General features: G+C 43.5%; 13 protein-coding genes and 1 riboswitch. Of the genes, 10 read left to right on the top strand and 3 right to left on the bottom strand.

The annotated features are described in order from the left end of the window. The first annotated feature begins 363 nt into the window (after positions 1–363). The 8 genes from CI597_RS16165 to CI597_RS16125 all read left to right on the top strand — a co-directional run bounded on the left by CI597_RS16165 (position 364) and on the right by CI597_RS16125 (position 9,036). Positions 364–1,782, top strand: a complete 1,419-nt coding sequence (locus CI597_RS16165; RefSeq protein WP_095143014.1) for a PTS mannitol transporter subunit IICB — start codon at positions 364–366, stop codon at positions 1,780–1,782. Positions 1,783–1,844: 62 nt separating this feature from the next. Continuing rightward, positions 1,845–3,923 carry a BglG family transcription antiterminator gene (locus CI597_RS16160; protein WP_024726414.1) on the top strand — a complete coding sequence of 693 codons (2,079 nt, stop codon included), beginning with the start codon at positions 1,845–1,847 and terminating at the stop codon, positions 3,921–3,923. Positions 3,924–3,934: 11 nt separating this feature from the next. Further along, on the top strand, positions 3,935–4,378 hold the full coding sequence (locus CI597_RS16155; RefSeq protein WP_034548780.1) for a PTS sugar transporter subunit IIA: 444 nt from the start codon (positions 3,935–3,937) through the stop codon (positions 4,376–4,378). Positions 4,379–4,397: 19 nt separating this feature from the next. Further along, positions 4,398–5,552 carry a 3-hydroxyacyl-CoA dehydrogenase NAD-binding domain-containing protein gene (locus tag CI597_RS16150; protein WP_024726416.1) on the top strand — a complete coding sequence of 385 codons (1,155 nt, stop codon included), beginning with the start codon at positions 4,398–4,400 and terminating at the stop codon, positions 5,550–5,552. A gap of 1 nt (position 5,553) precedes the next feature. Then, on the top strand, positions 5,554–6,180 hold the full coding sequence (gene hxlA, locus CI597_RS16145) for a 3-hexulose-6-phosphate synthase (protein ID WP_024726417.1): 627 nt from the start codon (positions 5,554–5,556) through the stop codon (positions 6,178–6,180). A 29-nt stretch (positions 6,181–6,209) separates the two neighbouring features. Further along, on the top strand, positions 6,210–6,770 hold the full coding sequence (gene hxlB / locus CI597_RS16140) for a 6-phospho-3-hexuloisomerase (protein ID WP_095143013.1): 561 nt from the start codon (positions 6,210–6,212) through the stop codon (positions 6,768–6,770). A 346-nt stretch (positions 6,771–7,116) separates the two neighbouring features. Continuing rightward, complete coding sequence (locus CI597_RS16130; protein WP_081723774.1) at positions 7,117–8,571, top strand: NAD(P)/FAD-dependent oxidoreductase; 1,455 nt, start codon at positions 7,117–7,119, stop codon at positions 8,569–8,571. A 3-nt stretch (positions 8,572–8,574) separates the two neighbouring features. Beyond that, entirely contained in the window at positions 8,575–9,036 is a 462-nt protein-coding gene (locus tag CI597_RS16125; RefSeq protein ID WP_034548782.1) for a VOC family protein, read from the top strand. A 29-nt stretch (positions 9,037–9,065) separates the two neighbouring features. Here CI597_RS16125 and CI597_RS16120 read toward each other — a convergent pair whose 3' ends face one another. Next, complete coding sequence (locus CI597_RS16120; protein ID WP_024726421.1) at positions 9,066–9,971, bottom strand: PHP domain-containing protein; 906 nt, start codon at positions 9,969–9,971, stop codon at positions 9,066–9,068. 115 nt (positions 9,972–10,086) lie between these two features. On the opposite strand from CI597_RS16120, the gene CI597_RS18830 reads away from it, so the two are divergent. Then, positions 10,087–10,449 (top strand): hypothetical protein, encoded by a 363-nt coding sequence (locus CI597_RS18830; protein WP_024726422.1) that lies wholly within the window; start codon positions 10,087–10,089, stop codon positions 10,447–10,449. 2 nt (positions 10,450–10,451) lie between these two features. Here the strand turns inward: CI597_RS18830 and CI597_RS16105 are convergent, their stop codons facing one another. Both CI597_RS16105 and CI597_RS16100 read right to left on the bottom strand, forming a co-directional pair. After that, complete coding sequence (locus CI597_RS16105) at positions 10,452–11,252, bottom strand: ABC transporter permease (RefSeq protein WP_024726423.1); 801 nt, start codon at positions 11,250–11,252, stop codon at positions 10,452–10,454. Next, the gene (locus CI597_RS16100) at positions 11,245–12,006 is read right to left on the bottom strand and encodes an ABC transporter ATP-binding protein (RefSeq protein ID WP_024726424.1); all 762 of its coding nucleotides are present in this window, start codon (positions 12,004–12,006) and stop codon (positions 11,245–11,247) included. The genes CI597_RS16105 and CI597_RS16100 overlap by 8 nt, the downstream gene beginning before the upstream one ends. Before the next feature lie 136 nt (positions 12,007–12,142). Beyond that, a riboswitch (cyclic di-GMP riboswitch) is annotated at positions 12,143–12,197 on the top strand. Positions 12,198–12,295: 98 nt separating this feature from the next. On the opposite strand from CI597_RS16100, the gene sfsA reads away from it, so the two are divergent. Next, positions 12,296–12,991, top strand: coding sequence for a DNA/RNA nuclease SfsA (gene sfsA, locus CI597_RS16095; protein WP_024726425.1), 696 nt, complete (start codon positions 12,296–12,298; stop codon positions 12,989–12,991). Positions 12,992–13,053 lie beyond the last annotated feature (62 nt).

The following is a 13,053-nucleotide window of genomic DNA, read 5'->3' as shown; positions in this document are numbered from 1 at the left end:
CGGAGAGGAGATGGTTATGGTTAGCCATCTTTTTCTCTTTTTATAGGGATAAAGTTAGGGAAGGCAGCGACATCACCGAGTCGCTGCCTTCACTATTCATGACTGTCTATTAACCGACAGCCCCTTTTTTGTGTTAGGAGGATCAGTAAAACCACGTTTTTATGCAGTTTGTAAGGGATGAATAAGGGAAAATATGTAAGAAAACTTTGTCAAAAATTCTTCTGCAAAATTTACCACTGGCAATAGTGGACGTATAAAAATACAATCAATATAATGGAATTATAGATAAACGTTTATCAAGTTAATACCATTAACCGCAGAAATAAATTATACCAAAAAAGAGGACAAAAAAGGAGGATTGTTATGGCAAATGGTTTCAAAGCTAAAGTCCAAAAAATGGGTGGCTTCCTGTCAGGAATGGTCATGCCGAACATTGGAGCATTGATTGCCTGGGGTATTTTCACATCTTTGTTCCTGAAGACTGGATATTTTCCAAATGCAAAACTGGCCGAAGTAATTGAGCCTACACTTAAGTTCTTAATTCCATTGTTATTTGCTTACACTGGGGGGCATACTGTTTACGGAAGACGTGGTGCTGTAGCAGGTACCGTAGCAACAATCGGTGTTATCGTTGGATCTGACGTAACGATGATGATCGGTGGTATGGTAATGGGACCTCTCGGTGCGTGGATCATCAAACAGGTTGATAAAATCTTTGACGGTCACATAAAACCAGGTCTGGAAATGTTAGTAGATAACTTTTCACTTGGTATCGTGGGAGCAATCATGATGATACTTGGCTACATGATCGTAACACCGATCTTCTCAGCAATCACAGGTGTGTTAACAGTTGCCGTTGATTTCCTTGTAAGCCACAGCTTAATCCCATTGACAGAAATCTTTGTAGTTCCTGGACAGGTACTGTTCCTGAACAACGCGATCAACCATGGTATCTTTACACCGTTGGCGATCGAGCAGGCAGCAGAAACAGGGAAATCTATTTTGTACTTAATCGAAGCAAATGGTGGTATGTGGGCAGGTCTTGTATTAGCATTCTGTGTATTCGGTAAAGGAATGGCTAAAAAATCTGCACCAGGTGCGGCAATCATTCAAATCATCGGTGGTATTGGAGAAGTTTCTTTCCCATATGCACTGATCAAACCGATCACACTCTTAGGGCCTATGCTCGGTGGTATCGCAGCAGTATTCTGGCTTCAGATCATGGACGGTGGTGCTGTAGCAGCCGTATCTCCTGGTTCTTTGATCATGTTAATCGTTATGTCACCAAAGGGCAAACTATTTGTCAACTTGATGGCTTACTTGATAGCAACCGTGGTATCCTTTGCGGTGACAGCATTCTTCTTAATGAGGGATAAAACACCAGAGGATGAACAGGAAGTTGCTGGAATCGACATGAGCCAGTTTGTGGAAAGCCACAGCGCTCCTGGAGAAGAGAAAAAAGCAGCAGCAACAGATACAACTCTTCCGAAAAAAGAAGTTAAAAAAGTTGCATTTGCATGTGATGCTGGAATGGGGTCCAGCGCAATGGGTGCTTCTATGCTGAAGACACAGCTGAACAAGATTGGAATGTTCATTGATGTCAGCCATGTATCCATTCATCAAATTCCAGCAGACATAGATGTTATCGTAACGAACGAAAACTTATATGAAGCTGCAAAAAATTCAGCTCCTGCAGGAGTTCCGGTCATAGCGATCGAAAACTTCCTGGATGCGGCAGAACAGGCAGCAATCGCAAAGAAGATTAAAGACATGTCTGAATAGTCAGGCTGCGGCGCCATAATTGAATGATTATGGCGCCTTATAAGTAAAGGAGCTGCAAAATTATGCTGATGTCTAATCGTGTAAAAGATATCATACAGATTGTCTTAAGCAGCCGTGGTTTCGTAACCATGAAAGCTATTGCCAATAAAATGAATGTCTCAGAGAGGACCGTGTACCGGGAAATCCCCGAGGTGACTGAAGTGTTAAGGCAGTATCAGATTACATTGAAAACGGTGAGCAAAAAAGGAATCCGGGCTGTCGGTCTGCCTGAACACATTCAGAAACTCCAGACAGAATTAGGAGAACATAAAAAACTCCAGGTAGTGGACCCTAAGGAACGAATGTATTTTGTTCTCTTAGAGCTGCTTCATCAGGATGACTTCATGAAGACAGAAGCATTGGCAATCGATATGGGCACATCTCTTCCGACAATCAGGAATGATCTGAAAAAGATTGAAAAGATTCTTCCGGAGTACAATATTAAATTAATCTCAAAAAAGGGAGACGGAATCTGCCTGGGCGGTGAGCAGGTGGCGAGAGATCATCTGATGGTCAATATCATCATGAAAAACACAGATATGGATGTGATCGTACACTGGCTTGCGGGGAATGTCAGACAGTTTCATCCATTTATGCAGAAGTTGGATGAATACGGATACATGGAGCTGTTTCAGACCTGTGAAAAAATATTAAAAGATATCAGCCATAAACTGATTCAGAAAAACTATCAGATACTTGATCAGAATTATGCTGAATTAGTCATGTTGGTGTCGCTGCTGATTCGCAGACACAAAATCGGTAATCGGAAATACAGTACAGATTTTACCGTGGAACATGTGGACAAGAATCTGAAAAAACTTGTTGCCGCATTGATCCGGATGTTGGAAAAGAAATATTCTATTTCCCTGGGCGAGGCAGAGAAAGAATATCTTCTGTGGGTTATGGATATCAGTGTCGGAAAACGGAACAATGAAAATGTGTTTGTCAAAAATTTTGTGCTCAGGCCAAAGATTGAAGAGTTTGTGGAGCTGGTAGAAAGGCGTATGGGCATTAACCTGAGCCAGGATACAAAGCTTATGGACGGACTGTTGACACATATCGATAAAGCCCTGGTGCGGACAAGGAGCGGAATGAGTATCTCGAATCCGATCATCCGCGACATTGAAAAAGATTATTCGCAGCTGTTTTCCATTATAAAAGATACGGTCAGAAAAGTCTTCCCGGATGATTATTTTCCGGATGATGAGATAGGGTATCTGGTATTATATTTTGCGGTATCATTGGACAACATTACAAAGAAGACATTCCGGGTGCTGGTGGTATGTTCCAGCGGCATGGGATCTTCCAAGATGCTGGCCAGCCGTCTGGAGAGGGAGATACCCGAGATTTATGTAAGAAAGATTGTATCTTTGGTAGGATTGGGAGAAGAAGACTTAAACGATTATGACTTGATCCTGTCAACCATCCCACTGTATTTAAAAGACAGGGAGTATCTGAAAGTTTCTCCGCTCCTGAATGACAATGAGCTGGAGATTGTAAAAGAAAAAATAAGAAGGCACAAGCATCAGACTTTAAGGAAGATTGAGGAACAGGAAAGAAAGGCGGCGGAGTTAGAAAGCAGCAACAGCATCGTATCTTTAAAACAGTTAAAACAATTAACTACGTGGGCAGTAGACTTATTGACTGAATTCCATGTGTATGAAATTAATAACCTGAAGGATGAAAACCACTTATTCTCAAATCTGGAACATACGATCTGGGAAGCCGGGATCTTCATCGGTGAACAGGAGATTAAAAATTATGTGATCCGGCATGCAACTGAATGCCGTTTTACAATACCAACGACGGAAATCAGTTACTTTGAATGTTATTTAGAGAAAATAAAAAAACCGCTTTTTTTCGTTTACCATTTAAAAGAAAAACGAATGGTAGATCCTCAGGAGGGGGATGCGATCAGTAACATTATATTTTTCTTCTATCCAACGGAAATGGATGAAGTACAGCAGATGTTTCTGCGCTATATTACTGAATTGATCATCGAAGACCGGGATGTCATGAAGTTAATAGAGAAGGGCGACGAAGAAGAAATCAGGCAATGCTTTGGACACAGGTTCAGACATTATATAGGAGAATCAATTTAGGAGGTTTCATTATGGCAGATAGGAAGAGCATTTTTAACGAAGACAACATCAGATTGAACGCAGCTTTTGCTACGAAGGAAGAAGCTATCCGGGCTGCGGGGCAGATTCTTGCAGACAATGGTTATGTAAAAGAAGAATATATAGATGACATGCTGAAGAGGGAAGAAGTGGTCTCTACCTACATCGGCAATCACATTGCGATTCCGCACGGCATCGTAAAATCCGAAGAAAGGATTATGGCTTCAGGAATTTCTTTTATCCAGGTTCCTGAGGGCGTAAACTATGAAGGAAAAACTGCAAATGTCATCATCGGAATTGCAGGTAAGAACAATGAGCATATTGAGATTTTAGGAGATATCGCAGTGGCATGCTCAGATCTTGACAACGTAGAAAAACTTAGAAATGCAAAGACCAAAGAAGAAATACTGAACGTATTTAAAGATGTGGTCCGCTAGAATTGACGGAGGGAAGAAAATGAAAGCAGTACACTTTGGGGCTGGCAAGATCGGCCGCGGATTCATTGCAGATTTATTGCATGATACAGGATATGAAATCGTATTCGTGGACGTAAACGAGAAAGTCAACGCGGAACTGAACAAATACCATAACTACTACTTGTATGTGATCGAGGAGGATTACAGGAGAAAAGAAATCGACAAGGTTTCTGCACTTTCACCGATTACAGAAGAAGATAAAGTCGTGGAAGCGATCGTGGAAGCAGACGTAGTCACTACGGCAGTGCTGGCAGACAATTTCCCTAAAATTGCAGGCACTCTTGCAAAAGGGCTGAAGGCCAGATTAGGAGCAGGCAAAGAAAGAGTCAATGTGATCCCCTGTGAGAACGCATTGTTCAACGGAGATCTGCTTTTAAAGGAACTTGTCAGAACTGGAATTGCTTCTGAGGATGACTTCTTAAAAGCAGCGGCATTCCCGAATACGGCAGTAGACCGTATGGTATTCGGTACCGACAAAGACGGCAGAGACGGAATTGACATCGGAAAAGATCACGAGCTGGCAGTGGAAGTGAACAAGCTGGTAGACCCTGAGAAACTTCCGATTACCGGAGCAGAATATACCGATAATCTTCAGAAATTCCTGGAGAGAAAACTTTATACGATCAACTGCGGACACGCATGGTCCGGTTATATCGGAAAACTGATGGGATATGAGATTATCCAGGATTACTTCGCGGTGCCGGAAAATATAGAAATGACAAGAGAAGTCATGAGAGAAGTTGCGGCCCTGATGGTTGCAAAACATGGATTTACCGAGAAGGAAATGGAAGACTACATTACATTCGCATTAAACCGTTTCTGTACTCCTGGCATCAAAGACACGATCACACGTATTTCCAGAGCACCGATCAGAAAGCTTGCACCGAATGACCGTCTGGTGGGACCAGCTGTACAATGTGAGGAAAGAAACCTTAAAAATACACTTCTCCTGAGAGGTATCGCAGCAACATTCCTGTTTGATGTCAAAGAAGATGAGCAGTCAGTTGAACTGCTTCAGTATGTGGCTGATAACGGCATTGAAGATGCAGTGACTCATTTTACAGGCATTAAAGCGGGAACCAGAATGTTTGATGAGATTGTCAAAGATTACAACGAATTAAAGGAAGGAAAATAAAATGAAATTACAGTTAGCATTAGATGAGATGAACCTTGTAGATGCACTTCGTTTCGCTGACAAGGTTGCGGAGCACGTTGACATCATCGAAGTGGGAACTCCTTTTGTTATGGATGAAGGAATGAGGGGTGTGCGTGAATTTCACCGTTTCTTCCCGGACAAAGAGATCCTGGCCGATTTAAAGATCATGGACGGCGGATATCTGGAAGCAAGCTATGCCTATGAGGCGGGTGCCGCTTATGCGACAATCCTTGGTGTTTCTGATAATCTGACCATTGAAGGTGCTTTAAAGGCTGCAAGAGATTATGACAGAAAACTCGTTGTGGATATGATCTGTGTGGAAGATCTTCCGGCCAGAATCACGAAGATGGAAGAAATCGGAGTTGACATCCTGGCAGTTCATACAGGGGCTGACCAGCAGGCAGCAGGCAGAGAGCCGATCCAGGATCTTCAGGTCATGACAGAACATGCAAAGAAGGCTCAGATCGCTGTTGCCGGAGGTATCAACAGCAAGACCATCGATAAATATGTTGCCTTAAAACCGGAGATTATTATTGTAGGATCTGCGATCGGACACGCAGAAGATCCGGTTGCGGAAGCAAAGGCGATCAAAGACGCGATGCTTTAAATCACACTTTGAGACTGGAGGTAAAGATTATGACAGAATGTAAAAATATGATGGCGATTCTCGGAGAATTAACCGACAACGCAAAAGAAGTAGATAATGAACAGATAGAGGCAGTGGAAAAACTGATCACAGAGGCAAAAAGAATTTTTGTAAGCGGTGCGGGACGCTCCGGATTTGCTGCCAGAGGATTTTCCAACCGCCTGATGCATCTTGGGTATACCGTATTCTTTTTCGGTGAGCCGACCACACCGTCTATTCAGGCAGGAGATCTGCTGATTGTCGGCTCCGGTTCCGGAAATACCGCAAGCCTTGTGTCTAATGCCAAGAAGGCAAAGAGCCAGGGTGCAAAGGTGGCGACAATTACAATGTTCCCTGAGAACACAATCGGATCTATGGCGGATGCGGTGATCACACTTCCAGGAGTCACAAAGAAGTGTGACAATCATGAAGGAGCGGGAACTGTTCAGGCTGCCGGTTCCGGATTCGAGCAGTTAAGCTGGATTACATATGACTGTATGGTTATGGATCTGATGAGGCTCACAAATCAGTCAGATGACGATCTGTTTGCAAGACATGCAAATATGGAGTAATAACAAATAAGACAATACGGATGTTTCTGGGGTTGCCTGAGAAGAATATGATAGTACAAAAGAAGAGCTGGATAATCTGGAAAACCTTTCGACGCTGACGGGAGAGATTCCGGATTCTATTTACAGAGCAGCATTTGATCCGATAAGAAAACTTTTCAGCGGAGACAGGCTTACTGGGGCAGCGCAGAGGTGCCTGGAACATGGTCTTCCTTATGAAGCTCTGAAAGCCAGACGACTGATAAAATAATAAAGACATTTTTAGCAGAAAAGCTGTGTTCCCCTTCATCCGGGACACAGCTTTGTTTGTTATTTATCCTGATCTTATGTTACAATAAGTCTGTATTTTATGTTTAGCAGCAGTGGAAAAAATACAGGAAAGGGTGTGTATATTGTGGATTATACATTTGATGTCATTATCATAGGAGCAGGACCTTCCGGGATTTTCTGCGCGTATGAGCTTTCACAAAAGAAACCGGATTTAAGGATATTAATGATAGAGAAGGGAAGAAGGATTGAAGACCGGTCCTGTCCCAAAAGAAAAACAAAAGTGTGTGTGGGCTGTAAGCCATGTTCCATTACTACCGGATTTGCAGGTGCAGGCGCGTTTTCTGACGGAAAGCTTTCCCTGTCTCCTGATGTGGGCGGAAATCTGCCGCAGATCCTTGGCTACGAAAAGACAGAACAGCTGTTGAAAGAATCTGATCAGATCTATTTGAAATTTGGGGCGGACACAAAAGTGTACGGACTGAATGAAGAAAAAGAAATTGCCAGGATCAGAAAAAAGGCAATTAAAGCCAATCTGAAATTAATCGAGTGTCCGATCCGGCATCTGGGCACGGAAGAGGGGTATAAGATATACCAAAGGCTTCAGGAACACCTGCTTGGTGCCGGAGTCAGGATAGAATTTAACACCATGGTTGAAAATATCATGACTGCAGAAGGACGGGTGCAGGGTGTTGTCACCGATAAAGGAGATACTTTCTATGCAGAGGAAATTGTAGCCGCCGTGGGCAGGGAAGGATCTGAATGGCTCAGCAACCTGTGCAGGGAACACGAGATTGAGACTGAGGTGGGAACGGTAGATGTAGGCGTCAGAGTGGAAGTCCGGGATGAAATCATGGAAGAACTGAACAAGAGCCTGTACGAGGCAAAGCTGGTATATTATACGCCGACCTTTGACGACAAGGTTCGTGTGTTCTGTACCAATCCTTCAGGGGAAGTGGCTACAGAATATTATGAGGACGGACTCGCTGTGGTAAATGGCCATGCATATAAGGCAGAAAAATATAAGACGAAGAATACAAATTTTGCAATTCTTGTATCGAAAAATTTCACGAAGCCGTTTAAAGAGCCTATCCAGTACGGGAAACACATCGCACAGCTGAGCAATATGCTCTGTGACGGAAAGATTCTTGTCCAGAGGTTCGGGGATTTTGTCAGAGGACGCAGGACGACGGAGGAACGCCTTCTCAGAAATAACATTACGCCGACTTTAAAAGACGCGGTGCCCGGGGATCTGTCATTGGTATTTCCTTACAGAATCATGAAAGCGATTGAAGAGATGATCTATGCACTGGATCAGGTGACGCCGGGGATGGCCAGCGATGAAACGCTGCTCTATGGAGTGGAAGTAAAATTTTATTCCAATAAAGTCGTCACAGACCAGTCGTTTGAGACCAACATCAAAGGCCTTCGGGCGATCGGTGATGGAGCCTCCGTTACAAGAGGCCTTCAGCAGGCATCGGCTAACGGACTCAGCGTTGCCAGGAGTATTTTAAAGACGAAGGGAGTTTTTATATGAAATATATGTACAGTCTTATCCGTATCAGATATTAATAAATCCAGAAAGTTTTATGAGGATTTATTCGGATTGGAGCTTTATCAGGATTATGGTATCAATATATCCTTCACCTGCGGTCTTTCACTGCAGCAGAACTTTGACTGGCTGGTGAACATTCCAAAAGAGAGAGTTCAGAAAAAAACAAATAACATTGAAATCTGTTTTGAAGAAGAGGATTTTGATGGATTCTTGAAAAGGTTGAAAACTTTCACGGATATTGAGTGTTTGGGGAATGTGATCGAGCATGGCTGGGGACAGCGTGTCGTCAGGTTTTATGATCTGGACGGGCATCTCATCGAGGTGGGAGAGTCAATGAAGATGGTGATCACCCGATTCCTGAATTCGGGGCTGACTATGGAAGAGATTTCAGTGAAGATGGATGCTTCAGCAGAAGATCTGCAAAAATTATTAGACAATGAAGAATGATATTTTGAAAACAAAAAAAGCAGGTCCCTCTATTGTGGGGTACCTGCTTCTGCTTCTTCAGATTCTTCGGTTTCTTTCCGGCAGGAAGAATGAAGGTATGCTTCATTGGCAGCCTTGCCCGCTGCTGTCAGACGTTCCAGTCCTTCTTCCGGGCAAAGGAAAGAACCGATCGGATAAGGTGTCTTTGTATATATGCCGTGGAAATCCGTGCCGCCGGTCATAAATAAGTCATGTTCTTTGGCCAGGGATCTGATATGATCCATGGTCCGCTCATCATTTCTCGGATGATTCAGTTCGATACCGTCAATGAGTTTTTCTTCAATGAGCATTTCCATGAGCATGGGATTTTTGTATTCTCCCGGATGAGCCAGAACGACAATGCCGCCGCAGGAACGGATCAGACTTACTGCTTCATGGGTTGTCATATCTTTCTGGGGCAGCTTGTATTTAGAACCGGATGAAAAAAGCTCTCTGTGGAGTTCTCCAATAGGGGTTCCTGTATATCCCAAAGAAGCCAGGACCTGCATCATATGTACTTCGTACAGGGTGGTACTTTCACGGGCGGCCTCAAAGAGCTGTTCTTTTGTGATCGGATAATCTTCCATGATTTTTTCGTACATGGCAAGCTTCGTCTGCCGCTGATATTCCAGATACCGGTCAAGTTTTCTCTGAAGTTTCTTTACATCGGCGGGATAGTAGCAGAGAAGGTGAGGTTTTGTATCTGAAGCCTCGTGGACAGAGTTGATCTCGACTCCGGGGATGACATTGATCCCAAGTTCTTCTCCGAGAGCAAGCACAGCGGGAATAGAGTGGGTGGAATTGTGGTCTGTTACGGCGATATAATCCAGGCCGACGCGTTTCGCCTGGGAGATCAGCTGGTCGACGTTTAAAGCGCCGTCGGACAGCACAGTATGTGAATGAAGATCTGCTTTCATTTTTAAATTCCTCCTAGTAATTTGGCTGATTATATTATATCATGAAGATAAGCAGATTTAACAGAAATACTTATAAAATAAAAGACTGATCAGGCAGAAAAAGGGGGCTATCGATATGAATTTAGAAGACTTTTATAGAGGAAGAGACGAAGATTATCCGGTAATCATCGGAAGATTTATGGGAAATGAGAATCTTTTAAAAAAGTTTGTCAAGAATTTTGCGGATGATCCAACCTATGGACGGCTTTGCGAAGCGAGATACGCTTTCATTTTCAGAAAATATTTTGAGGTATTCGGACGACATACTGTGATCGAGGAAGTGAGCCAAAAGATCGGAAGAACAGATATCATCTATGACTATGACAAGCAGGTATTGGTGAACAATCTGGAAGGACTGAGTATGGACAATAATGATATGAGATCATCGGAAATCAACGGGCAAAGATCGTTTGATTTCCTTTGGTCTCATTTGTTTTAGGATCAGATTTTTCTCTGATACATTTTCTTTATAAATCCGGTCAGGGCGTACAGAAGCATAGCGATGATGCATAAGATAACGATAGACATTAGTACCCAATCCATTTTAAATACCTGGCTTCCGTAGATGATCAGGTATCCAAGGCCGGAGCGCGCGGCCAAAAATTCTCCAATGATCACACCTACAAGAGAAAGTCCGATATTTACGTTCATAATGCTCAAAAGCAGCGGAATACAGCTTGGTATGACTGCCATGGTCAGGCAGTCTTTTTTGGTTCCTCCGAGAGTCCGGATGAGAGTCAGACGCTCCTTATCTACGTGGAGAAATCCACTGTATAAATTCAGGATGCTTCCGAAAACCGCAATGGAGATCGCGGTGATAATGATGGTTTTCATATTGTTTCCGAGCCAGACGATCAGGATCGGAGCAAGAGCTGATTTCGGGAGACTGTTTAAGACTACAAGGTATGGGTCAATGATCCTGGCAGCCGTGGGGAACCACCATAATATGGTTGCGATCAGCACTGAAAATAAAGTGATCAGCGCAAAGCTTACGAGCGTTTCGGCCAGAGTCACCCCGATATGAAGAAAGATGGAATGGTCTATTACCATGCCGTAAAAACACCGGATGATCCTGCTTGGACTGCTGAAAATAAATCCGTTCAGTATATTCTTTGAAACCGCAGTTTCCCAGGCAAATAAAAGAAGGAGAAGCAGAAGGACCTGGGCAACCCGGATCCAATATTTTTTCCGTTGTATTTGGTTTAAATACTCGGACTGTTCTTTAGAAATTGGATCAGTCATTGATTTCCCTCCATAATTGATTAAAATAATCTTTGAACTCCACTGCATTTCTTGCAGCCTGCGGTGTTTTTTTTCCACAGGTAAGGTGAATAGGCACAATGGTCTTGACAGTTCCCGGACGTTTGGACAGCACAATGACACGGTCGGCCATACTGATCGCCTCAGAAAGATCATGGGTAACGAGGAGAGCTGTTTTTTTCTTTTCTTTTATGATGGTGCCTATATCATCGGATACCTGGAGTCTTGTCTGGTAGTCCAATGCAGAAAATGGTTCATCCAGGAGAAGTATATCCGGGGACAGGGCGAGAGTACGGATCAGAGCAGCCCTCTGGCGCATACCTCCGGAAAGCTGGCTGGGATAAGAATTTTTAAAGTCTTTGAGTCCGTAAAGTTCCAACAGCCGGTCAACTTTATCAAATGCCTCCGGATCTTTGATATTTTGTATCTTGAGTCCCAGAGTAACATTTTCATAAATAGTGCGCCAGGGGAGAAGCTGATCCTTCTGGAGCATATATCCGATATGGTCGGTGGACTCCTCGATCGGCGTGCCGTTGATCTTGATGGTGCCGCCGGACAGGGGAAGAAGCTTTGCAATTAAATGCAGCATAGTAGATTTTCCGCATCCGCTCGGGCCTACTACCGCAACGAATTCACCGCTTAATACATCAAAAGTGACTGAGGAAAGAGCCGTAGTTTCTTGCTTCAGAGTATGGTAAGAGTAGGAAACCTGCTCTAAGGAAAGGGCAGTGGTCATTCTTATATCTCCTTTCTTGGGGGATTATAGTATAGATTATGCTGGAAAGAAAAAAGGTGATATTAATCCTTGATATAAGAGAGAACAGCAGACAATAATTAAAGTGTAGACGAAAGTGGTTTGTCTCGGACAATTTCATATTCATCGGTAAAACTGTCGAAAGGCAGTGACACAAAGCCAAGGCTCTCAAAGATTGAGGGTTTGGGGAGTTGAAGTGGGCTTGCCCACTGTGTCCTTGACATCAAATCTTCCAAAAGTTATCATTATGGGCGGATAAGGAGATAACAACATGCATTATGATCATATCATTTCAGGTACATTCTTAAAACGCCCCAACCGGTTTATAGCCATTGTCCTCATCGGAGGACAGGAGGAAGAGGCACACGTAAAGAATACGGGAAGATGCAGGGAACTGCTGATACCAGGAGCCAGGGTTTATCTTCAGCGGCATAACGACCCGAAGCGAAAAACAAAATATTCACTGATCGGTGTGAACAAAGGAAGTCTGATGATCAATATGGATTCACAGGCTCCTAATAAAGCTGTGGAAGAATGGCTGAGAAAGGGAGGAATCTTTCCTTATATAAAAGAGATCAAGGCGGAAAGGAAGTATGGAAATTCCAGATTTGATTTCTTTATCAGAGGAGGAGAACTCATGACGGAAACCAGAGAGGTCTTTGTCGAAGTAAAAGGAGTGACCCTGGAAGAGGATGGAACAGCATGGTTTCCGGATGCCCCTACGGAACGGGGAGTCAAGCATATAGAGGAGCTCATACACTGTGCAAAGGAGGGGTATGAGGCATATATCATCTTTGTCATTCAGATGAAAGGAGTGCATTGTTTCAGGCCCAACGACCGCACCCACAGGGCATTTGGGGATACTCTGAGGAGAGCAGCGGATTCTGGAGTACAGGTACTTGCATTGGACTGCCTTGTAACAAAAGACACAATGGAAATCGATAAAAAAATCCCGGTGATTCTGTAAACAGACCACCGGATCAGGAAGAGGAAGCAGACAATTTTGTTGCTGCCTCCTCTTATTATATC

This window comes from Anaerostipes hominis (ex Lee et al. 2021), assembly GCF_002270485.1.
Classification (GTDB): Bacteria; Bacillota; Clostridia; order Lachnospirales; family Lachnospiraceae; genus Anaerostipes; species Anaerostipes hominis.
Note: the sequence above shows the minus strand (reverse complement) of the source record. Positions and strands in the feature narration are given on the sequence as shown.

Excerpts from the sequence above, each read along its gene's own strand:
- CI597_RS16165 (WP_095143014.1), top strand. The coding sequence starts at position 364 with ATGGCAAATGGTTTCAAAGCTAAAGTCCAAAAAATGGGTGGCTTCCTG.
- CI597_RS16160 (WP_024726414.1), top strand. The coding sequence starts at position 1,845 with ATGCTGATGTCTAATCGTGTAAAAGATATCATACAGATTGTCTTAAGC.
- CI597_RS16155 (WP_034548780.1), top strand. The coding sequence starts at position 3,935 with ATGGCAGATAGGAAGAGCATTTTTAACGAAGACAACATCAGATTGAAC.
- CI597_RS16150 (WP_024726416.1), top strand. The coding sequence starts at position 4,398 with ATGAAAGCAGTACACTTTGGGGCTGGCAAGATCGGCCGCGGATTCATT.
- hxlA (WP_024726417.1), top strand. The coding sequence starts at position 5,554 with ATGAAATTACAGTTAGCATTAGATGAGATGAACCTTGTAGATGCACTT.
- hxlB (WP_095143013.1), top strand. The coding sequence starts at position 6,210 with ATGACAGAATGTAAAAATATGATGGCGATTCTCGGAGAATTAACCGAC.
- CI597_RS16130 (WP_081723774.1), top strand. The coding sequence starts at position 7,117 with ATGTTTAGCAGCAGTGGAAAAAATACAGGAAAGGGTGTGTATATTGTG.
- CI597_RS16120 (WP_024726421.1), bottom strand. The coding sequence starts at position 9,971 with ATGAAAGCAGATCTTCATTCACATACTGTGCTGTCCGACGGCGCTTTA.
- CI597_RS18830 (WP_024726422.1), top strand. The coding sequence starts at position 10,087 with ATGAATTTAGAAGACTTTTATAGAGGAAGAGACGAAGATTATCCGGTA.
- CI597_RS16105 (WP_024726423.1), bottom strand. The coding sequence starts at position 11,252 with ATGACTGATCCAATTTCTAAAGAACAGTCCGAGTATTTAAACCAAATA.
- CI597_RS16100 (WP_024726424.1), bottom strand. The coding sequence starts at position 12,006 with ATGACCACTGCCCTTTCCTTAGAGCAGGTTTCCTACTCTTACCATACT.
- sfsA (WP_024726425.1), top strand. The coding sequence starts at position 12,296 with ATGCATTATGATCATATCATTTCAGGTACATTCTTAAAACGCCCCAAC.